This is a genomic window from Nocardioides fonticola (genome assembly GCF_039536805.1).
Classification (GTDB): domain Bacteria; phylum Actinomycetota; class Actinomycetes; order Propionibacteriales; family Nocardioidaceae; genus Nocardioides; species Nocardioides fonticola.
In genome coordinates this window covers 164,191-184,047 of record NZ_BAAAZH010000028.1, presented here as the reverse complement: position 1 = coordinate 184,047, position 19,857 = coordinate 164,191, and the positions used below count along the sequence as shown (strand labels likewise).

The 19,857-nt window shown below is 71.9% G+C and carries 21 protein-coding genes; 18 read left to right on the top strand and 3 right to left on the bottom strand.

All coding sequences use genetic code 11. The annotated features are described in order from the left end of the window. Nucleotides 1–250 precede the first annotated feature (250 nt). On the bottom strand, nucleotides 251–868 hold the full coding sequence (locus tag ABD671_RS18090; RefSeq protein ID WP_344734842.1) for a TetR/AcrR family transcriptional regulator: 618 nt from the start codon (nucleotides 866–868) through the stop codon (nucleotides 251–253). Nucleotides 869–938: 70 nt separating this feature from the next. On the opposite strand from ABD671_RS18090, the gene ABD671_RS18085 reads away from it, so the two are divergent. Genes ABD671_RS18085 through ABD671_RS18065 form a run of 5 tightly spaced genes read left to right on the top strand, consistent with a single transcriptional unit; the run spans nucleotide 939 to nucleotide 6,889 of the window. Beyond that, nucleotides 939–1,685 carry an enoyl-CoA hydratase/isomerase family protein gene (locus ABD671_RS18085; protein WP_344734841.1) on the top strand — a complete coding sequence of 249 codons (747 nt, stop codon included), beginning with the start codon at nucleotides 939–941 and terminating at the stop codon, nucleotides 1,683–1,685. Continuing rightward, on the top strand, nucleotides 1,678–3,120 hold the full coding sequence (locus ABD671_RS18080; RefSeq protein ID WP_344734840.1) for an AMP-binding protein: 1,443 nt from the start codon (nucleotides 1,678–1,680) through the stop codon (nucleotides 3,118–3,120). The genes ABD671_RS18085 and ABD671_RS18080 overlap by 8 nt, the downstream gene beginning before the upstream one ends. Beyond that, a complete protein-coding gene (locus ABD671_RS18075) occupies nucleotides 3,117–4,736 on the top strand; it encodes an amidohydrolase (protein ID WP_344734839.1) in 1,620 nt (539 codons plus the stop codon). Before ABD671_RS18080 ends, ABD671_RS18075 begins: the two co-directional genes overlap by 4 nt. After that, nucleotides 4,733–5,350: a hypothetical protein gene (locus ABD671_RS18070; RefSeq protein ID WP_344734838.1), complete on the top strand. Its 618-nt coding sequence runs from the start codon at nucleotides 4,733–4,735 to the stop codon at nucleotides 5,348–5,350. Before ABD671_RS18075 ends, ABD671_RS18070 begins: the two co-directional genes overlap by 4 nt. 60 nt (nucleotides 5,351–5,410) lie before the next feature. Further along, on the top strand, nucleotides 5,411–6,889 hold the full coding sequence (locus tag ABD671_RS18065; protein WP_344734837.1) for a KamA family radical SAM protein: 1,479 nt from the start codon (nucleotides 5,411–5,413) through the stop codon (nucleotides 6,887–6,889). A gap of 203 nt (nucleotides 6,890–7,092) precedes the next feature. Here the strand turns inward: ABD671_RS18065 and ABD671_RS18060 are convergent, their stop codons facing one another. Beyond that, nucleotides 7,093–7,545, bottom strand: coding sequence for an Lrp/AsnC family transcriptional regulator (locus ABD671_RS18060; RefSeq protein WP_425574932.1), 453 nt, complete (start codon nucleotides 7,543–7,545; stop codon nucleotides 7,093–7,095). A gap of 85 nt (nucleotides 7,546–7,630) precedes the next feature. On the opposite strand from ABD671_RS18060, the gene ABD671_RS18055 reads away from it, so the two are divergent. The 13 genes from ABD671_RS18055 (at nucleotide 7,631) to ABD671_RS17995 (ending at nucleotide 18,706) form a co-directional block, all read left to right on the top strand. Continuing rightward, nucleotides 7,631–8,569, top strand: coding sequence for a 5'-3' exonuclease (locus ABD671_RS18055; protein ID WP_344734836.1), 939 nt, complete (start codon nucleotides 7,631–7,633; stop codon nucleotides 8,567–8,569). Nucleotides 8,570–8,603: 34 nt separating this feature from the next. Beyond that, nucleotides 8,604–9,263, top strand: a complete 660-nt coding sequence (locus tag ABD671_RS18050) for an SDR family oxidoreductase (protein ID WP_344734835.1) — start codon at nucleotides 8,604–8,606, stop codon at nucleotides 9,261–9,263. 138 nt (nucleotides 9,264–9,401) lie between these two features. Continuing rightward, nucleotides 9,402–10,682 (top strand): urea ABC transporter substrate-binding protein, encoded by a 1,281-nt coding sequence (gene urtA / locus ABD671_RS18045; RefSeq protein ID WP_344734834.1) that lies wholly within the window; start codon nucleotides 9,402–9,404, stop codon nucleotides 10,680–10,682. A 105-nt stretch (nucleotides 10,683–10,787) separates the two neighbouring features. Then, nucleotides 10,788–11,669: an urea ABC transporter permease subunit UrtB gene (gene urtB, locus ABD671_RS18040; RefSeq protein ID WP_344734833.1), complete on the top strand. Its 882-nt coding sequence runs from the start codon at nucleotides 10,788–10,790 to the stop codon at nucleotides 11,667–11,669. After that, entirely contained in the window at nucleotides 11,666–12,787 is a 1,122-nt protein-coding gene (gene urtC / locus ABD671_RS18035; RefSeq protein ID WP_344734832.1) for an urea ABC transporter permease subunit UrtC, read from the top strand. The genes urtB and urtC overlap by 4 nt, the downstream gene beginning before the upstream one ends. Continuing rightward, nucleotides 12,784–13,539, top strand: coding sequence for an urea ABC transporter ATP-binding protein UrtD (gene urtD / locus ABD671_RS18030; RefSeq protein ID WP_344734831.1), 756 nt, complete (start codon nucleotides 12,784–12,786; stop codon nucleotides 13,537–13,539). The genes urtC and urtD overlap by 4 nt, the downstream gene beginning before the upstream one ends. After that, a complete protein-coding gene (locus ABD671_RS18025; protein ID WP_344734830.1) occupies nucleotides 13,532–14,224 on the top strand; it encodes an ATP-binding cassette domain-containing protein in 693 nt (230 codons plus the stop codon). The genes urtD and ABD671_RS18025 overlap by 8 nt, the downstream gene beginning before the upstream one ends. Nucleotides 14,225–14,236: 12 nt before the next feature. After that, a complete protein-coding gene (locus ABD671_RS18020) occupies nucleotides 14,237–14,539 on the top strand; it encodes an urease subunit gamma (protein WP_344734829.1) in 303 nt (100 codons plus the stop codon). Between the two features lie 18 nt (nucleotides 14,540–14,557). Beyond that, nucleotides 14,558–14,872, top strand: coding sequence for an urease subunit beta (gene ureB / locus ABD671_RS18015; protein ID WP_344734828.1), 315 nt, complete (start codon nucleotides 14,558–14,560; stop codon nucleotides 14,870–14,872). After that, a complete protein-coding gene (locus tag ABD671_RS18010) occupies nucleotides 14,873–16,576 on the top strand; it encodes an urease subunit alpha (protein ID WP_344734827.1) in 1,704 nt (567 codons plus the stop codon). It begins immediately after the preceding gene. Nucleotides 16,577–16,586: 10 nt separating this feature from the next. Further along, nucleotides 16,587–17,273 (top strand): urease accessory protein UreF, encoded by a 687-nt coding sequence (locus ABD671_RS18005; RefSeq protein ID WP_344734826.1) that lies wholly within the window; start codon nucleotides 16,587–16,589, stop codon nucleotides 17,271–17,273. Continuing rightward, nucleotides 17,266–17,970: an urease accessory protein UreG gene (ureG, locus tag ABD671_RS18000; RefSeq protein ID WP_344734825.1), complete on the top strand. Its 705-nt coding sequence runs from the start codon at nucleotides 17,266–17,268 to the stop codon at nucleotides 17,968–17,970. Before ABD671_RS18005 ends, ureG begins: the two co-directional genes overlap by 8 nt. Further along, on the top strand, nucleotides 17,954–18,706 hold the full coding sequence (locus tag ABD671_RS17995) for an urease accessory protein UreD (protein WP_344734824.1): 753 nt from the start codon (nucleotides 17,954–17,956) through the stop codon (nucleotides 18,704–18,706). Before ureG ends, ABD671_RS17995 begins: the two co-directional genes overlap by 17 nt. 8 nt (nucleotides 18,707–18,714) lie before the next feature. Here ABD671_RS17995 and ABD671_RS17990 read toward each other — a convergent pair whose 3' ends face one another. Continuing rightward, on the bottom strand, nucleotides 18,715–19,776 hold the full coding sequence (locus ABD671_RS17990; protein ID WP_344734823.1) for a substrate-binding domain-containing protein: 1,062 nt from the start codon (nucleotides 19,774–19,776) through the stop codon (nucleotides 18,715–18,717). Nucleotides 19,777–19,857: the final 81 nt, after the last annotated feature.

Genomic DNA, 19,857 nt, shown 5'->3' with positions numbered 1-19,857 from the left:
AACCGACCTCCGCGAACAGTGTCGGACAGGTGCCTGGCACCACACCCTCCGACACGGCCACTCGGACGTCGGTTCGCCGGCCACGATCTGCATGGGCGGACGGCACACCTTGTCCGCTCACCCAGGAGGGTGTCAACTCCGCTCTGACCTGCGGAAACGCAAGAAATCGCAGGTCAGAGGGCCCCTGCTGTTCATCGGAGATTCTCAGGCGATTTCACGGCGCGTCGGCGTGTCGCCCGCGCCGTGCCGATCAGTGGGACGGATGGGACGGATGGGGCACGCCCACCAGGCGCAGACCGAGGACGGCGTACCGGTCGGCGACGTCCTCGAGGGGGGAGCGGCCGTCCGGTCGATACCACCGGGCGACGCCGGAGCACATCTCGAGCAGGGCCCGCCGGGCGAGCCGGGCGTCCTCCCCCGCCGGCGCCCCGATCGCGGTGAGCACATCCTCGACCACCGACTGCCAGATGCTCTCGTAGCGGTCGCGCAGCGTGATGACCTCGGCTCGGGCGGCCGCACCCAGCACCTCGACCTCGCCATCGACGACGCGGGTCTCGCGGGGACGCTCGGCGTGGGCGCGCACGTGCATCCGGATGAGCTCGGCCAGCCGCTCCTCGGGATCGGCTCTCGCGGTCACCACCGCCTCGGCGTCGGCGATGAGCCGCTCGAGGCAGGTGCGCATGATGGCGACGAGGAGGTCCTCCTTGGTGCCCATGTAGTGGTAGAGCGAGGCGGAGCTCAGCCCGGCGTGCTCGGCGAGCTGGCGGATGCCCGTGCCGTGGTAACCCCGTGCGGCGAAGAGGTCGAGCGCGGCCTCGCGCACGCGCTCCTCGGCGGGGGCCGTGCTGGCTGTCGGGGGCACCGGCACCGTCGTCCTCCTGCTACCGTCGTCTATCGATCGATCGATCGACACCCATCAGAGTAGCCGAGGAGCACCCGTGAGCGTCGACTACGCCTACGACGGGACCGTCGCGAGCATCCACCTCGCGCGCCCCCACCGCCTCAACGCCGTCGACACCGAGCTGACCCGCGGTCTCGTCACGGCCCTGCAGCGTTCCCTCGACGACGGCGCCCGTGCCGTCGTCCTCGCCGGCCGCGGCCGGGCCTTCTGCGCCGGGCACGACCTCAAGGAGCCGCCGGCCGTCGAGACGGTGCTGGAGACCCGCGCCCGCCTGGAGGAGATCCAGGAGGTGACCCGGCTGATCCGCCGCTCCCCCGCACCGGTGATCGCGGCCGTCCACGGCTACGCCCTCGGCGCCGGCTGCGAGTTCGCGCTCGCCTGCGACGTCGTCGTGGCCGACCCCGGCGCCACCTTCGGCTTCCCCGAGGTCAGTGTCGGGCTCTCGGTCACCGGCGGCATCAGCCGCTTCCTGCCCGCCCTCGTCGGCTGGGCGAAGGCCAAGGAGCTCCTGCTGCTCGGCGAGTACGTCGGCGCCGAGCAGGCCCACGCGCTCGGGATGATCGCCCGGGTGGCGCCCGCCGAGGGGCACGAGGAACTCGCCCACGAACTCGCCCGCACGATCGCCGCACGCCCCCCGCTCGCGGTCTCCCTCGCCAAGCAGGTGCTCGACCAGGGCCTCGACGCCAGCGTCGAGGAGGCCATGGGACGCGAGGTCGACCACGCCGTCCTCACCTCGCTGTCCGGTGAGGGCGCGGCCGCACTGGAGGCGTTCACCCGTGCCTGAGCCCACGCTCGTCGGCCTGCTCGACCGCGCCGCCCGCCTCTGGACCGAGCAGACCGCCTGGACCTTCGACCGGGGTGCCGAGGGCACCACCCACCTGACCTTCGGCGAGATCGAGGCCGAGACCCGGCGCCTCGCCTCGGCGCTGGCCGCCCGCGGTGTCGGCCCCGGCGACCGGGTCGGGGTGATGCTCGGCAACCACGTCGAGTTCCCGCTCGTCTGGTTCGCGCTCATGCGGCTCGGCGCGGCCATGGTGCCGCTCAACGTCCGCTATCGCGCGACCGACGCCGGGCACGTGCTCGAGGACGCCGGCTGCCGCCTCGCGGTGGCATGGCCCGAGCACGCCGAGGTGCTGGCGGCCGTCGAGGTCATCACGCCCGCCGACCTCGCCGAGCACCGCCACCTCGAGCACCCGGCCGTCGCGGTCGGGCCCGATGCGGTGGTCAACCTCCAGTACACCTCCGGCACGACCGGGCGCCCCAAGGGCTGCGTGCTCACCCACACCTACTGGACGACGTTGGCCGGCTCGCTGGTCGAGGAGTTCCCGCGCATCCGCCCCGACGACGTCCTGCTGACCGCGCAGCCCTTCCACTACATCGACCCGCAGTGGAACCTGGTCACGGCGCTGCTCGCCGGCGCCCGCGTCGTCGTCCTCGACGGGTTCCACCCCTCGACCTTCTGGGACGCCGTGCGCCGCCACGAGGTCACGTACTTCTACTGCCTGGCCTCGATGCCGGCCCTGCTGTACGCGATGCCGCCCTCCGAGCGCGACCTCGACCACCGGGTCCGGGCGATCCAGTGCTCGGCGATCCCGCCGGCGCTCCACGCCGATCTGGAGCGGCGCTGGGGTGTGCCGTGGTTCGAGGCGTTCGGGATGACCGAGACCGGCGCCGACATCCGCGTCGGCGAGGAGGAGCACGACGAGCTCGTCGGTTCGGGCTGCCTGGGCCGCCCGGCCGCCCACCGCCGCATCCGGCTCGACGACGCCGGGCAGCTGTGGCTGCGCGGCCCCGGGATGATGGAGGGCTACCTCGGCCTGCCCTCCCCCTTCGACACCGACGGGTGGTTCCCCACCGGCGACCTCGCGCGCATCGACGACCACGGCCGGGTCTACCTCGTCGGCCGCCTCAAGGACATGATCCGCCGCTCCGGGGAGAACATCGCCGCGCAGGAGGTCGAGGAGGTGCTCCTCGCCCATCCCGCGGTCCGGCTCGCCGCCGTCATCGGCGTTCCCGACGAGCTGCGCGGCGAGGAGGTGATGGCGGTCGTCGTGGCACCCGAGGCCGACGAGGCCGACCTGCGGGCGTGGTGCGCCGACCGGCTGGCGCCGTTCAAGGTGCCGAGCCGCTGGCAGTTCCGCGACGACCTGCCGCTCACGGCGTCCCAGCGCGTGGAGAAGGCGACCGTGCGCGCCGAGGTGCTGGGCGGCCGGGCGTGAAGGCCGACCTGCTGCTCACCGGCGCCACCTTCCGCACGCTCGAAGGCCCCGGCCGCGCCGGGACGGCGTCGTCCCTGGCGATCTGGCGCGACCGCATCGTCGCCGTCGACGACGACGTCGCCGCGCATCGGACCGTCGACCTCGGTGGATCGGTGGTGGTGCCGGGCTTCCACGACGCCCACAACCACATGGCGTGGTTCGGGCTGACCCTCGGCGAGGTCGACCTGCGGGCCGGCAGCCTCGCCGAGCTGTACGAGGCGGTGGCGCGCCGTGCGAGGGAGACCGCCGACGAACCCGACGCCTGGATCGTCGGCGCCGGATACGACGAGAACAAGACCGGTGGCCATCCGAGCCGCGACGAGCTCGACCGGATCGCCCCCGGGCGCCGGATCTGGCTCAAGCACACCTCCGGGCACATGTGCGTGGTCAGCAGCCGGGTGCTGGCGGAGCTCGGCCTGGCCGACGCGGCCCGCGAGGTGCCCGGCGGCCTGGTCGTGGTCGACGACGCCGGCCGACCCACCGGGCTGCTGCAGGAGCAGGCGCAGCAGCTGCTCTCCCCCCTCGTGCTCCCCTATCCGGTCACCGAGCTGGCCGACGCGATCGGCCGTGCCGACGCCGTCTACCGCTCCCAGGGCATCACCTCGATGGTGGAGGCGGGCATCGGTGGCGGGTGGATCGGCAAGAGCCCGGTCGAGCTCGTCGCCTACCAGGAGGCGCGCGCCCGCGGGGCGCTGCGCGTGCGGGCCGAGCTGATGGTGGCCGCCGACGCGCTGCACGCCGTCCCGGCGCATCCCGACGACGACCTGCCGCTCGGTCTCGACCTGGGCCTGCGCACCGGGTGGGGCGACGACCGGCTGCGCATCGGCGCGGTCAAGATCTTCTCCGACGGATCGCTCATCGGGCACACCTGCGCGATGACCGAGGACTTCGCCGACACCCCCGGTGTGCGCGGCTACCTCCAGGACGACGCCGACGCGCTGCGGCAGCGGATCCTCGACGCGCACCGCGCTGGTTGGCAGGTCGCCACCCACGCCATCGGGGACGCCGCGATCGACCTCGTGCTCGACGCCTACGAGGAGGCCCAACGGCGCTGGCCCCGACGTGACCCACGGCACCGCATCGAGCACTTCGGCGTCGCCCGCCCCGACCAGGTGGCGCGCTGCGCCGCCCTCGGCGTCACGCCGGTGCCCCAGGGTCGGTTCGTCAGCGAGATCGGCGACGGGATGGTGCGCGCGCTCGGTCCGCACCGCTCGGCATGGGCCTACCGGGGCCGCTCGCTGCTCGACGCCGGCATCGTCGTCCCCGGCAGCTCCGACCGACCGGTCGTCGACGGGGCTCCGCTGCTGGGCATCCACGACCTGGTGAACCGGCGGACGGCGTCCGGGGAACCGCTCGGGCCGGCGGAGGCGATGACCGGCCTGGAGGCGCTCGTGGCCTACACCTTCGGGTCCGCCCACGCCTCCCACCAGGAGGCCGACCGTGGCAGCCTGGCGCCCGGCAAGCTGGCCGATCTGGTCGTCCTCGACGCCGACCCGGCGACCGTCGACCCCGAGGCCATCGGCGCGATCGGCGTCCGCTCGACGTGGATCGGGGGCGAGGAGGTGTGGAGCGCGTGAGCGATCGGTACGTGCCCTACGCGGCGCTCACCGCGACCCAGGAGGCGCGGATGCGGGAGATCTACGCCGCGAGCTTCCCCGAGGCGCTCTCGGCACCCTTCGACGATCTGCTGGTCGACCGGATGCTCGGCTTCGTCTCCGGCGCGCACGACGCTCCCCTCCTCGGGCTCGCTCTGGTGCGGGACTTCGGGGACGCCGGCCTCGGCTCGGGGTGGACCTTCCTGCGGTACTTCGCCGCCGGCACGCGCGGCGACGGCGTCGGTTCGCGGATGTTCACCTGGCTGTGCGACCTCCTGCGCAGCGAGGGTCGCAGCGTGCTCGCGTGGGACGTCGAGGATCCCGACGAGCCGGGCATCGCCGCGGCCGAGGCCGACCTCGACCGACGCCGCATCGGCTTCTACGAGCGCAACGGCGGCGTCCTGCTGCCGGTGCACCACTACCGCCCGCCGCACGAGGACGGTCACGCGCCGCACCTGCGACTGATGGCCAGCGACCTGACGGGCGCCGGACTCCCGCCGACCCGCGAGGTCGTGCTCGGCGTCCTGGAACAGCGGTACGGCTGCGGCGCCGACCACCCCGCCGTCCGCGAGGCCCTGGCCTCCATTCCGATCTGAACGCAAGGATTTCCCGCGCAAGAGTCAATATTCCGTAAGTTCTTCGGCTATGGTCCTGCCATGAGCATCGAGACGTCCATCGCCCGCCTGGTCGAAGACGCGACCGGTCAGCCCTACCCGTACCGTCGCCACGAGCTCGTCGAGCCCGACTGGACCCGCTTCCCCGGCTGGCGCGATGTCACCGCCGCCGAGTGGGAGTCGGCCCAGTGGCAGCGCTCGCACTGCGTGAAGAACGTGCGTCAGCTCCGCGAGGTCCTCGGCGACCAGGTCGACGACCGGTTCTTCGCCGATCTCGAGCGCGACCAGAACGAGCGGGCGACGATGTCGATGCTCGTGCCGCCGCAGATGCTCAACACGATGGTCCCCTACGTCGTCCCCGGTGCAGCGGGTGCCTGGACCGACGCCTTCTACGCCGACCCGATCCGCGTCTACATGCTCCCGGTGCTCTCCGACCGGCGCACCGACTGGGCCTCGCACCCGTTCGCCGCGCGCGACTCGCTGCACGAGCACGAGATGTGGGCGACCGAGGGCCTCACCCACCGCTACCCCACCAAGGTGCTCGCGGAGCTCCTGCCGACGTGTCCCCAGTACTGCGGGCACTGCACCCGCATGGACCTCGTCGGCACCTCGACGCCGACGATCGAGAAGCTGAAGTTCGTCGCCAAGCCGAACGACCGACTCGCCGACATGCTCGACTACCTGCGCCGTTCACCGCAGGTGCGCGACGTCGTGGTCTCCGGCGGCGACGTCGCCAACATGCCGTGGCCGCGGCTGGAGGCGTTCCTCACCGAGCTGCTGGCGATCGAGAACATCCGGGACATCCGCCTGGCCACCAAGGCGCTCATCGGGCTGCCGCAGCACTGGCTGCAGGGCGAGGTCGTCGACGGCGTGGGCCGCGTCGCCCAGCTCGCCCGCTCGCGCGGGGTCTCCCTGGCGGTGCACACCCACGCCAACCACGCCCAGTCGGTGACGCCGCTGGTGGCGAAGGCGGCCGGCGGCCTGCTCGACGCCGGCGTGCGCGACGTCCGCAACCAGGGTGTGCTGCTCAACGGCGTCAACGCCGACCCGCACGCGCTGCTCGACCTGTGCTTCCGGCTCCTCGACGAGGCCCGGATCATGCCGTACTACTTCTACCTCTGCGACATGATCCCCTTCGCCGAGCACTGGCGGATCTCCGTCGCCGACGCCCAGCGGCTCCAGCACCACATCATGGGCTACCTGCCGGGCTTCGCGACGCCGCGCATCGTCTGCGACGTCCCGTTCGTCGGCAAGCGCTGGGTGCAGCAGCTCGCCGACTACGACCACGAGCGCGGCATCTCCTACTGGACCAAGAACTACCGCACCTCGATCGAGTCCGGCGACGCCGACGCGCTCTCGCGCACCTACGCCTACTACGACCCGATCCACACCCTCCCCGAGGCGGGACGCGCGTGGTGGGCCGACGAGCACGGTGCCCTGCCGGGCCGCCTCGACCTCAACCTCGACGCCGCAGCCGCGGCCGAGGCCTCGCGTCGCACGGCGGCCCTCCAGGCGTACTGATCCAGTCCGGTGGTTGAGGTGCCCGAGCCGTCGGTGGTTGAGGTGCCCGAGCCCCTGGGCGAGGGCCTCGAAACCCCCGCACTCGGACGCCGACCGCTACCGGCTGCCCCTCGGGTGCAGTCACTTCGAGGCTCGCTCCGCTCGCACCTCAGTGACCGGGGTGGGCTCGCTTCGCTCGCACCTCAGTGACCGGGACGGCTCGCTCAGGGTCCGGTGACGGCCCGGTTCTCGTAGTAGGTGGAGAGCACGATGATGGTGCGGGTCGAGACGTTCGCCGCGGCGCGGATGCGTGCGAGCAGGCGCTCGAGGTCCTGCGGCGTCGTCGAGCGCACCTTCAGCAGGTAGGACTCGTCGCCTGCGACCGACCAGCACGACTCGATCTCGGTGATGTGCTCGAGCCGCTCGGGGCAGTCGTCGGGCTGGGAGGGATCGATGGGCCGGATCGCGATGAAGGCGGTCAGCGGCAGCCCGATCTCCGCGTGGTTGATCGTCGCGCCGTAGCCGAGGATCAGTCCGCGCTGCTCCAACCGCTTCACCCGCTGGTGCACCGCCGAGGTCGAGAGCCCGGTGGCCTTGCCCAGATCGGTGTAGGACATGCGACCGTCGGCGGCCAGCAGCTCCAGGATCCGTCGATCGGTGCTCTCCACGTCGCTCACGCTCGTCAGGCTAGCGGGCGGCGCGCCCGGGAGGCGTCCGGTTCCGCGGACGGCGGCGTCGGGTCGGTCTGGTTGACTGCGGCCCATGACCGGCCGTGACCAGCGCCTGATGCTCCTCGACACCGCCTCGCTGTACTTCCGTGCGTTCTTCGGCGTGCCCAGCATCGAGGCTCCCGACGGGACCCCGGTCAACGCCGTGCGCGGCCTGCTGGACTTCATCGCCCGGCTCGCCGCCGACTACCGCCCGACCCATCTCGTCTGCTGCTGGGACGACGACTGGCGTCCGCAGTGGCGCGTCGACCTCGTGCCGAGCTACAAGGCCCACCGGGTGATCGAGGAGGTCGCCGGCGCGGCCGACGTCGAGGAGGTGCCCGACCCGCTCGGCGTCCAGGTGCCCCTGATCCGCGAGGTGCTAGACGCCGTCGGCATCGCGATCGTGGGCGCACCCGAGGCCGAGGCGGACGACGTCATCGGCACCCTGGCCACCGACGCCGCCATGCCGGTCGACATCGTCACCGGCGACCGCGACCTCTTCCAGCTGGTCGACGACGAGCTGGGCGTCCGGGTGCTCTACACGGCCCGCGGCGTGGGACGCCACGAACGGGTCGACGATGCCTGGGTGCGCGAGAAGTACGGAGTCGGCGCCGCCCAGTACGCCGACTTCGCCACCTTGCGCGGCGACACCTCCGACGGCCTCCCGGGCGTCCCGGGGGTCGGCGAGAAGACCGCGGCCACCCTGCTGCAGCGCTTCGGCGACATCCCCACCCTCATCGAGGCCGCCCATGATCCCGCCTCCGATCTCGCACCGGGTCCGCGCGGCAAGATCAAGGCCTCCCTCGACTACCTCGCGGTCGCCCCGCAGGTCGTCGCGGTGCGCCGCGACCTCGCCGTGCCCCGCGATGTCGGCCTGCTCCCGGCCGCTCCGGTGGCACCCGACCGGGTGGGCGAGCTCGCCGAGCGCCTCAACCTGGCCTCGCCGGTCGATCGACTCACCGAGGTGCTGGCGTCCCTGGCGAAGGGGTGACGCATCGACGCCGTCCGCCCGTAGCGTCGAGGGCATGGCACGTATCGCGATCGTCGGGGGCCACGGTCAGGTGGCCCGTCGTCTGCACCCCCTCCTCGTCCAGGCCGGGCACGTCCCGGTGGCATTGGTGCGCAATCCCGCCTACGCCGAGGAGCTGAGCGCGGTCGGCGCAGAGGTCCGCCTGCTCGATCTCGAGCAGGACGACGTCGACGCCTACGCGCGGGCGTTCGAGGGCTGCGACGCCGTCGTCTTCGCCGCGGGGGGCGGTCCCGACGGCAACATCGAGCGCAAGCGCACCGTCGACCTCGGCGCCTCGGTGCGGTCGCAGGAGGCGGCGGCGCAGGCCGGCATCGGCCGCTTCGTGCAGATCTCGGCGATCAACGTCGACGCCCCGCTCCCCGACGACACCGACGAGGTGTGGCGGGCCTACGTCGAGGCGAAGCGGGACGCCGACGCCGCGCTGCGCGCCTCTGACTTGGCCTGGACCATCGTCCGCCCCGGGCGGCTGACCGACGATCCCGGCACCGGCCGGGTCCGGGCCGCCGAGCGGGTGGAGCGCGCCGACATCACCCGCGACGACGTGGCGGCGGTCGTCGCCGCCGTTCTCGACGACGATCGCACCGTCGGCGTGCAGTTCGAGGTCGTCGGCGGGGAGGACGCCGTCCCGGCGGCGATCGCGGGGATCGCGTCGTAACACCGATTTAATTCCATTTGGTAGTAAATGGAAATCGGCACTTCCTAGGTTCCTCGGCACCGGGGACGCGACGGAGCGTCCCTCAAGGCCGAGCCTGCGACCCACGCCCGCAGGCCACCGAACCGAGAGGTTGTCCCAGTGCTCCGAACCCGATCCCGCCTCGCCGCGGGAACCGCCCTCGCGCTCGCCGCCACGCTGAGCCTCGCCGCCTGCGGCGGCTCCAAGTCCGGTGACTCCGACAGCACGGCGAGCGCCGCCGAGAGCTGCGTCGACACCTCGGGCGACACCGTCAAGCTCGGACTCATCAACTCGCTGACCGGCGCCATGGCCATCTCGGAGAAGACCGTGTCGGCGGTGCTGCACATGGCCGCCGACGAGATCAACGCCGCCGGCGGCATCATGGGCAAGCAGATCGAGCTCGTGCAGGAGGACGGCGCCACCGACTGGCCGACCTTCGCGGAGAAGACCGAGAAGCTCATCACCTCCGACTGCGTCGCGGCCGTCTTCGGCGGCTGGACGTCGTCCTCCCGCAAGGCCATGAAGCCGGTCGTCGAGAAGTACAACAGCCTGCTCTTCTACCCCGTCCAGTACGAGGGCCTGGAGGCGTCGAAGAACATCTACTACACCGGCGCGACCACGAACCAGCAGATCCTGCCCGCGATGGAGTTCTTGAAGTCCCAGGGCGTCAAGACGCTCTTCCTCGCCGGGTCGGACTACGTCTTCCCGCGCACCGCCAACGCGATCATCAAGCTCTACGCCGCGGAGCTCGGCATCGAGATCGTCGGCGAGGAGTACGTGCCGCTCGACAAGGACGACTGGACGACGCAGGTCGCCAAGATCGTCGACGCGAAGCCGGACTTCATCTTCAACACCATCAACGGCTCCTCCAACGTCGGCTTCATCAAGGCCTACACCGACGCGGGCCTGACCGCCGAGACCACGCCGATCATCTCGGTCTCCATCGCCGAGGAGGAGGCGCCCAACATGGGTGCCGACGTCACCGGCCAGTACGCCGCCTGGAACTACTTCGAGTCGGTGCAGAGCCCGGCGAACGAGAAGTTCATCCAGGACTGGGTCGCCTACGACGGCCCCAGCGACGTCACCTCCGACCCGATGGAGGCCGCCTACACCTCGATGTACCTCTACAAGGCGATGGTCGAGAAGGCGCAGTCCTTCGACGTCGACGACATCAACGCCGCCGCGGACGGCGTCTCGTTCGACGCTCCCGAGGGCACCGTCGTCATCGACGGCGAGAACCACCACATCAGCAAGACGGGTCTCATCGGCCAGATCAACAGCGACAACCAGTTCGACATCGTCTGGTCCTCCGACGCCCCGATCGAGCCCGACCCGTTCCTCGAGGGCTACTCCTGGTTCCCCGAGGAGACCCGCAAGGCGCTCGTCGCCGCCGCCGGCTGACCCGCGCACCGCAACCGGCCCCCGCACCGGGAGGTCCCGCGTCCAGCGACGCGGGGCCTCCCGGCCGCCCGCACCTCCGCTCCACCGCCCCGTCGGAAGGCAGGCATGGAATCCCTCATCGCACCACTCCTCAACGGCACGGCCGACGGCGCGCTGCTGCTCATCGCCGCCCTCGGCCTCGCGCTGACCTTCGGACAGATGGGCGTCATCAACATGGCGCACGGTGAGTTCCTGCTCGCCGGCGCCGTCTGCGCTTACTGGACCCAGCAGGTCGTGACGAACACCGACCTCTCGATCCTCCTCGCCCTGCCGGTCGCCTTCGTCTTCGCCGGGCTGCTCGGCCTGCTGCTCGAGGTCACGATCATCCAGTGGATGTACGACCGACCGCTCGACACCCTGCTCGCCACGGTCGGGGTGAGCCTCGGTCTCCAGCAGGTCTTCCTCCAGCTCTACCCGAGCGGCGTCCCGGTCGAGAAGCCCGGCCTGCTCGACGGCCAGCTCGACGTGCTGGGCTACGCCTGGCCGTTGCGCCAGATCTTCACCATCGTGCTGGCCGGCATCTGCCTGGCCGGCCTCGGCGCCCTGCTGCGCTACACCACCTTCGGACGCCGCATCCGCGCCACGGTGCAGAACCGCGCGCTGGCCGAGACCCTCGGCATCGCCACCCGCTCGGTCGACCGGCTGACCTTCTTCATCGGCTCCGGACTCGCCGGCCTCGGCGGCGTCGCCGCCTCCCTCATCGGCGGCACCAACAGCCAACTCGGCACCCGCTACATCATCCTGGCCTTCCTCGTGGTCGTCGCCGGCGGACTCGGCCAGCTGCGCGGTACGGTCATCGCCGCCTGGGCGGTCGGCGTCGTCACCGCCTACTTCGCCGACTGGACCACCGGCAGCCTGGCCTCGGTGATGACCTTCGTGCTGGTCGTCGTCTTCCTCCAGGTCAAGCCGCAAGGCCTGTTCACCGTGCGGACGCGGGGTCTGGCATGAGCGCCGCCCACGCCGACCGCACCGGGACGACGTCCTCGCTCCCCGCTCTCGTGCGTCGCCGCCTCGGACCCGCGCAGCCCTGGGGATCGCTGGTCGGGATCGGCGTCCTCGCGCTGTTGCTGCTCGTGGTCGCCCCCGGCGTCCTCGACGACTTCCGGCTCAACAACCTCGGCAAGTACTGCTGCTGGGCGATCGTGGCCGTCGGCATCGGTCTGGCCTGGGGGCGCGGCGGCATGCTGCTGATGGGCCAGGGCGTCTACTTCGCCCTGGGCGCCTACGCGATGGCGATGCACCTGACCCTGGAGTCCGCGGGCCCGGACGGCGTCCCGGTGTTCATGATCCTCTACGACCCGCTCGCTCCCCTGCCCGGCTTCTGGGAGCCGTTCCGCAGCGGTGCGTTCACGCTGATCGCGATCGTGGTCGCGCCCCTGCTGGTGGCCGGCGTGCTCGGCGCTGCGATCTTCAAGCGCCGGGTCAAGGGCGCCTACTTCGCGATCCTCTCCCAGGCCCTGGCGGTCGCCCTGGCCTACCTCATCGGCGGCACCATCAAGCTCACTGGCGGCGACACCGGGCTCAGCGACTTCAAGTCGTTCTTCGGCTACGACCTCGCCGACCCGGTCAACCGCCGCATGATCTACACCATCGCGGCGGGTGTGCTCATCGGCTGCCTGCTGCTGGTCTGGCAGCTCTACCGCAGCCGGTTCGGCGAACTGCTGGTGGCCACCCGGGACGCCGAGGAGCGCGTGCGGTTCCTGGGCTACGACCCCGCCAACATCAAGCTCGTCGCCTACGTGATCGCGGCCGTGATGGCGAGCATCGCCGGCGCGCTGTTCGTGCCGATCGCCGGCATCATCTCGCCCAAGGAGATCGGCGCCGCGGCGTCCATCCTCCTGATCGCGGGCGTGGCGCTCGGAGGCCGGGCATCGCTGTTCGGTCCCGCTCTGGGTGCCCTGCTGCTCGGGTACGGCCGATCGACGCTCTCCGAGCGCTACGAGAACGGCTGGATCTACGTGCTCGCGCTCATGTTCATCGTCGTCACGCTGCTGCTCCCCGAGGGACTCACCTCGCTCCCCCGGCGCGCGGCCCGTCTCGTCACGTCCCGAAGGAGCGCGGCATGAGCGGCCAGGACTACGTCGAGGTGCAGGGGCTGACCGTCGACTTCGACGGCTTCAAGGCCAACTCCGAGGTCGACGTCACCTTCCTCCAGGGGCGCATCCACTTCCTCATCGGCCCCAACGGAGCCGGGAAGACGACCCTGGTCGACGCCCTGACCGGCCTCGTCCAGGGCACCGGGTACGCCCGCTACGGCAACAAGGATCTGCTGTCCTTGAAGTCCCACCAGATCTCCCGGGCGGGCGTCGGGCGCACCTTCCAGACCGCCACGGTCTTCGAGGAGCTGACCGTTCTCCAGAACCTCGACATCGCCGGCGGCGTCCACCGCCGCGCCTGGGGCATGGTCAGGGCCCGCAAGGGCATCCCCGCCTACGTGCAGGAGGCGATGGAGACCGTCGGTCTCGCCGATCTGCGCGATCGGCCGGCGGGCATCCTCGCCCACGGTCAGAAGCAGTGGTTGGAGATCGGCATGCTGCTCGTGCAGGACGCCAAGGTGATGTTCCTCGACGAGACGGTGGCCGGCATGAGCCACGAGGAGCGCGAGGAGACTGGCGAGCTGCTGCGGCGGATCGCACCCGATCGCACCATCGTCGTCATCGAGCACGACATGGAGTTCGTGCGGAAGTACGCCGACGTCGTGACGGTGCTGCACGCCGGGAAGGTGCTCGCCGAGGGCACCGTCGCCGAGATCCAGGCCAACCCGCAGGTCCAGGAGGTCTACCTGGGCCGCAGCACCGAAGGGGCGACCCATGAGTGAACCCAAGCTCCAGTTCGTCGACGTCACCGCCGGCTACGGGCGCAGCATGGTGATCAACAACGTCGACCTCACCGTGCCTGCCGGCGAGGGGGTGGCGCTGATGGGCCACAACGGCGCCGGCAAGACCACCCTGCTGCGGGTCGCGGTGGGGCTCCTGCCCGTGCGCAGCGGCGCCGTCCTGCTCGACGGCGAGGACGTCACCAAGCTGCGCCCGCACGCCCGTGTGCGCCGCGGGCTCGGGTACGTGCCCCAGGGGCAGCTGAGCTTCCCGCAGATGACGACCCTGGAGAACCTCCAGCTCGTCACCACCGACCGCTCGCGCATCGACGGGGTGCTCGACACCTTCCCCGCGCTGCGCGAGCTGCTGGGACGCCGGGCGGGGCTGCTCTCGGGCGGCCAGCGCCAGCAGCTGGCGATCGCCCGCACGCTGCTGACCGAGCCGAAGCTGCTGATCCTCGACGAGCCCACCGAGGGCATCCAGCCCAACGTCGTGGCCGAGATCGAGAGCGTCATCGCCGCGCTCAGCGGACGCGGCGACCTCTCCGTCCTGCTCGTCGAGCAGCACGTGGGGTTCGCGTTGCGCAGCACCGACTCCTACTACGTGCTCGAGTCCGGCCGGATCACCTCCAGCGGCGTCGGCGGTCCCGACGCCCTGGACGCCGTCCGCGCCGCCATGGCCGTCTGAGGGGGCCGCCGGATGCATCTGACTCCCGCCGACACCGAGAAGCTGCTGCTGGCGGTCGCGGGGATGGTCGCGCGCGACCGCCTCGAGCGCGGTGTGCTGCTCAACCACCCCGAGACCGTGGCCCTGTTGAGCACCTGGGTGATCGAACGCGCCCGCGAGGGCCGCAGCGTGCCCGACCTCATGACGGCCGGCCGCGAGGTGCTGCGTCGCGACCAGGTGATGCCCGGGGTGGCCGAGATGCTCACCGACATCCAGGTCGAGGCCACCTTCCCCGACGGACGCAAGCTCGTCACCCTCCACCAGCCGATCGCCTGACCGACCGAGGAGACCTCGATGTCCGCCCCCTCCGAGACCGGGCCCGGCGCCTTGCGCGTCGCCCCCGGCGAGATCGACCTCAACGTCGGCAAGCCCGTGCAGCGCCTGGTGTTCGTCAACACCGGCGACCGCCCGATCCAGATCGGGTCGCACATCCATCTGCCCGACGTGAACCCGAGTCTGGAGTTCGACCGCGCCGCCGCCCTCGGGTGCCATCTCGACATCCCGAGCGGCACCTCGCAGCGCTTCGAGCCCGGCGCCTCCCGCGCGCTCGACGTCGTCCCCTTCGGCGGTCGCCGCCATGTTCCCGGCATCTCGATCAAGGAGCGGTGAGTGCGCATCTCCCGAGCCCGCTACGCGGCGCTGTTCGGCCCGACCACCGGCGACCAGGTGCGCCTGGGCGACACCGATCTGTGGATCGAGGTCGAGGACGACCTGACCGTCGGTGGCGACGAGGCCGTGTTCGGCGGCGGCAAGTCCATCCGCGAGTCCATGGCCCAGGGGACGGCGACGCGCGCCGAGGGTGCGCTCGACACCGTGATCACCAATGCGATCGTCCTCGACCACTGGGGCGTCGTCCGTGCCGACGTCGGCATCCGCGAGGGCCGGATCGTGGCGCTCGGCCGGGCCGGCAACCCCGACATCTCCGACGGCGTCCACCCGGAGCTGCTCATCGGACCCTCGACCGACGTCGTCTCCGGCGAGGGTCGCATCCTGACCGCGGGCGCCATCGACGTGCACGTGCACTTCCTCTCCCGCTCGCAGATCGTGGAGGCCCTCTCGACGGGGATCACCACCGTCGGAGGTGGCGGCACCGGTCCGTCGGAGGGGTCGAAGGCGACGACCGTGACACCCGGCGCCTGGCACCTCCAGACGGTGCACCGCGCGCTGGACACCCTGCCGGTCAACGTGCTGCTGATGGGCAAGGGCAACACCGTCTCCGCGCCCGCGTTGGCCGAGCAGGCGTTCGCGGGTGCCGCCGCCTACAAGGTGCACGAGGACTGGGGATCGACGCCGGCCGCGATCGATGCCGCCCTCGCGGCGGCCGAGGAGCACGGCCTCCAGGTCGCGCTGCACTCGGACTCCCTCAACGAGGCGGGCTACCTGGAGTCGACCCTCGCGGCGATCGGGGGTCGCGGCATCCACGCCTTCCACGCCGAGGGCGCCGGCGGCGGTCACGCGCCCGACATCCTGGCGGTGGCCTCGCTCCCCCACGTCATCCCCGGTTCGACCAACCCGACGCTGCCGCACACGGTCAACACCGTGGCCGAGCACCTCGACATGCTGATGGTCTGCCACCACCTCAACCCCCGCGTACCCGAGGACCTCGCCTTCGCCGAGTCGCGGATCCGGGCGACCACCATCGCGGCCGAGGACCTGCTCCATGACCTCGGCGCCCTCTCGGTCACCAGCTCCGACGCCCAGGCGATGGGGCGCATCGGCGAGGTCGTGTGCCGCACCTGGCAGGTCGCGCACGTGATGAAGGCGCGCTACGGCGACCTCGGCGGCCCCGCCGACAACGTCCGGGCCAAGCGGTACGTCGCCAAGTACACGATCAACCCGGCGATCGCCCACGGCATCGACCACGAGGTCGGGTCGATCGAACCCGGCAAGCTCGCCGACCTCGTGCTGTGGGACCCGCGGTTCTTCGGCATCCGGCCCCAGGTCGTCATGAAGGGCGGTGCCCTCGTGTGGGGCGCGCTGGGCGATCCCAACGCCTCGATCCCGACCCCGCAGCCGCAGCTCATGCGCCCGACGCTGATCGACCCGTCCGAGGGTTCGGGCGCCGACCACGCGGTGACCTTCGTGGCGCCGTCCGCGCTCGAGGACGGGCTCGCCGACCGCCTCGGGCTGCGACGACGCCTCCTCGGCGTCCGACCGACGCGGGACCTGACGAAGGCCGACATGGTCAACAACTCCTACCTGCCGACCATCGTCATCGACCCCGAGACCTTCGCCATCACCGTCGACGGCGAACTCGTCGAGCCCGCCCCGGCCACCAGCCTGCCGCTCGCGCAGCTCTACTCGCTGTTCTGACCCGGCCGCGATGACGTCCTCCTCCGCTCGCAGCGCCCCGGCCGAGATCGTCGCGATGCTGCTGGCCGACGCCCGGCTGCCGGTCGCCGGCCACACCCAGTCCGCCGGACTCGAGCCCGCGCTGGCCGACGGGATGGAGCCCGCCGACGTGCCGGTCTACCTCGAGCTCCGGCTCGCCACCGTCACGGCCATCGAGGCCGGCACCGCGGTCGTGGCGCTCCATCACCTCCGCGCGGGTCACGACCTGGCGAGCGTGGTCGAGGCCTGGACGGCGCGGACGCCCAGCCCGGCGCTGCGCGAGGTCGCCCGGCACCAGGGCCGTGCGCTGCTGCGGCTCCTGGTCCGCCTGTGGCCGCACGAGCCCGCCATCGCGGCGGTGGCCGACCTGCCCGCCGCGCCACGTGCCGTCGTCCTGGCGGCGGCGGCCCAGGCCGGTGCGCTGCGGCCGATCACCCTCGCCCGCATCGTCGGGTACGACGACGTCCAGACCGTGGTGGCCGCGGCCCTCAAGCTCACCCCCATGGACCCCGCGGATGCGACCGCATGGGTGCTCGACGCCGCCCCGGAGATCGAGGCGATGGCCGAGCGCGTGGCGACCCTGACCGACCCCGACCGGATCCCCCGGATCGGTTCTCCCCAGATCGAGGCGTGGGCGCAGGCCCACGCCGTGAGCACCCGGAGGTTGTTCCGTGCCTGACTCCACCCGATCCCTGCGTCTGGGCGTGTGCGGCCCCGTCGGCACCGGCAAGAGCTCGCTCATCGCGTTGCTGTGCCGCGAACTCTCCGGCGACCTCGCCCTGGGCGTGGTCACCAACGACATCTACACCGACGAGGACGCCCGCTTCCTGCGCTCCGCCGGGGTGCTGGACGCCGAGCGGATCCGCGCCGTGGAGACCGGCGCCTGCCCGCACACCGCCATCCGCGACGACATCACCGCCAACCTCATGGCCGTCGAGGAGCTCGAGGCCGACTTCCCCGGCCTCGACATCGTGCTGGTCGAGTCCGGCGGCGACAACCTCACCGCCACCTTCTCCCCCGCGCTCGTCGACACCCAGATCTTCCTCATCGACGTCGCCGGCGGCGGCGACGTCGCGCGCAAGGGAGGGCCCGGCATCACCCGTGCCGACCTGCTGGTCGTCAACAAGACCGATCTCGCACCGCATGTCGGGGTCGATCCCAAGCAGATGGTGCGCGACGCCGGATCGGTCCGCGACGGCCGACCCGTCATCGCCCTCTCCCGTACCGATCCCCGGTCGGTGGCCGCCCTCGTCGACTGGGTGCGCGGGCGCCTGGCGACCTACCGCGCCGGAACGCTGGAGCCGGCCGATCCCGGTCCGATGGCCCCGCACTCGCACGGCGACGGCGTCGTCCACACCCATGCGCACGCTCACTGACGGTTCCCACACCCGGATCGCCGTCGAACGCGTCGGGGTCCGCGACCGGGTGCACCTGGAGGCCTCGGGTGCGCCCGGCCGTCCGGTCATGCGGCCGATGCTCTGTCCGCTGCCGGGCTCCTCGGTCACCCGCATCTCGCTCGTCCCGGACGGCGCGCTGCTGCTGGCCGACGACGCCGTGCACCTCCAGGTGCACGTGGGGGCGGGGTCGACGGTGGAGATCGTCGAGCCGGGCGGCACCGTCGCCTACGACATGCGGGGCGGCTCGGCGCTGTGGCGGGTCGACGTCGAGGTCGAGGACGGCGGCACCCTCACGTGGGCGGGGCGGCAGTTCGTGGCCGCTGCCGGGTCGACCACCCATCGCGCGACGCGGGTCGAGCTCGGTGGGACCGCGCGTCTCGCGCTGCGCGAGACGCTGGTTCTCGGTCGCCACGGCGAACCGGTCGGCGGCTGCGTGCACAGCGACCTGGAGGTGCGTCGGGCCGGCCGCCCCCTGTTCCTCGACGGTCTGGCGCTCGATCAGCGTCGGGTGGCACGCCTGTCCCTCGGCGACCGGCGGGTCGTCGGTTCGGTGCTCGTCGCCGGCGTCCGCCTGCCCGACGACGTCGGGACGCCGGGTGCGCGGTTCGATCTCGACGGTCCGGGAACGCTGCTGCGCTCGCTTTGCGACGACGCGCACGACGCGGTCGATCCCGGCTGGTGGAGCGCGGCCCTGGCAGCCGTGACCGCGCCATGACCCGGCACTCAGGTCGCGGTCGCGATGCGCTCCTGCACCTCGAACTCCAGGCCGTCGGCGGCGGCCAGGTAGACGTCCTGGTCGACGAGGTTGCCGGCCAGTCGGAGCAGCCCGCGGGGGCTGTCGTAGTGATGTCCCTCGGTGAGGGGCCCCAGCCGGGCGATCTCGAGCGACCCGCACAGGTCGGCGACACGGGCCAGGAACCAGATCGCCTCGTAGCAGGACTCCCCGACGGCGTTGAGCGCCGGGGCCCACGGACCGTAGCGGGCGTGGTAGCTGCGGGCGAGCTCATGGCTCTCCAGCGTGTTCAGGCTGTCGAAGTAGGCGGCTGCGGCGTACAGGTTGCGATGCGCACCCGCGCCGCCGCCGAGCAGCGTGTTCTCCTCGACCGCGGGGCTGAGCCGCGCGAGACGATGGTCGAGACCGTGCCGGGCGAACTGACGGTTGAAGTGGACGGCGTCCTGCCCCATGAGCAGCATGACGACGCCGTCGCACTCGGTGCGTTCGAGCTCGGAGAGCACGGCGCCGAAGTGCTGGGTGCCGAGCGGCACGTAGGTCTCGCTGACGATCGAGGACGCCGTGTCGGCCAGTGCCAGGCGGGTGGTCGCGCCCGTGACCCGCGGGAAGACGTAGTCGTTGCCGACGATGGCCCAGCGACCGACGCCGAGCTGCTCGCGCATCCAGGTCACGGCGGGGAGCAGCTGGTTGAGGGGCCGCTCGCCCAGCATGAAGACGCCCGGGGTGTCGTCGCGGCCCTCGTGCATCGCGGCGTAGGCGTAGATCACGCGCCCGCCGATCCGGCGGGTGATCGCCTGGCGCACCGCGGAGATGTGCCAGCCGGCCACCGCCTCGACGCGGCCGGCGTCGACGAGCGCCCCGACGTCCTCGGCGACCTCGGCGGGGCCGCGCCCGGCATCGACGACGACCAGCTCGACCGGACGACCCAGGACGCCGTCGGCGGCGTTGAGCTGTTCGACGGCCAACTCACCGCACGCCAGACAGGAGGCACCGTAGATGCCGGTCGGCCCCTGCAGGGGCACCACGAACGCGATCGGGAGCGGACGGACCATGGGCACTCCCTCGTCGGCGATGCTCGCAAGCACGGGACGGCGGGCCACGGTGACCGCTGTTGCCCGACACCCTAGTCTTGG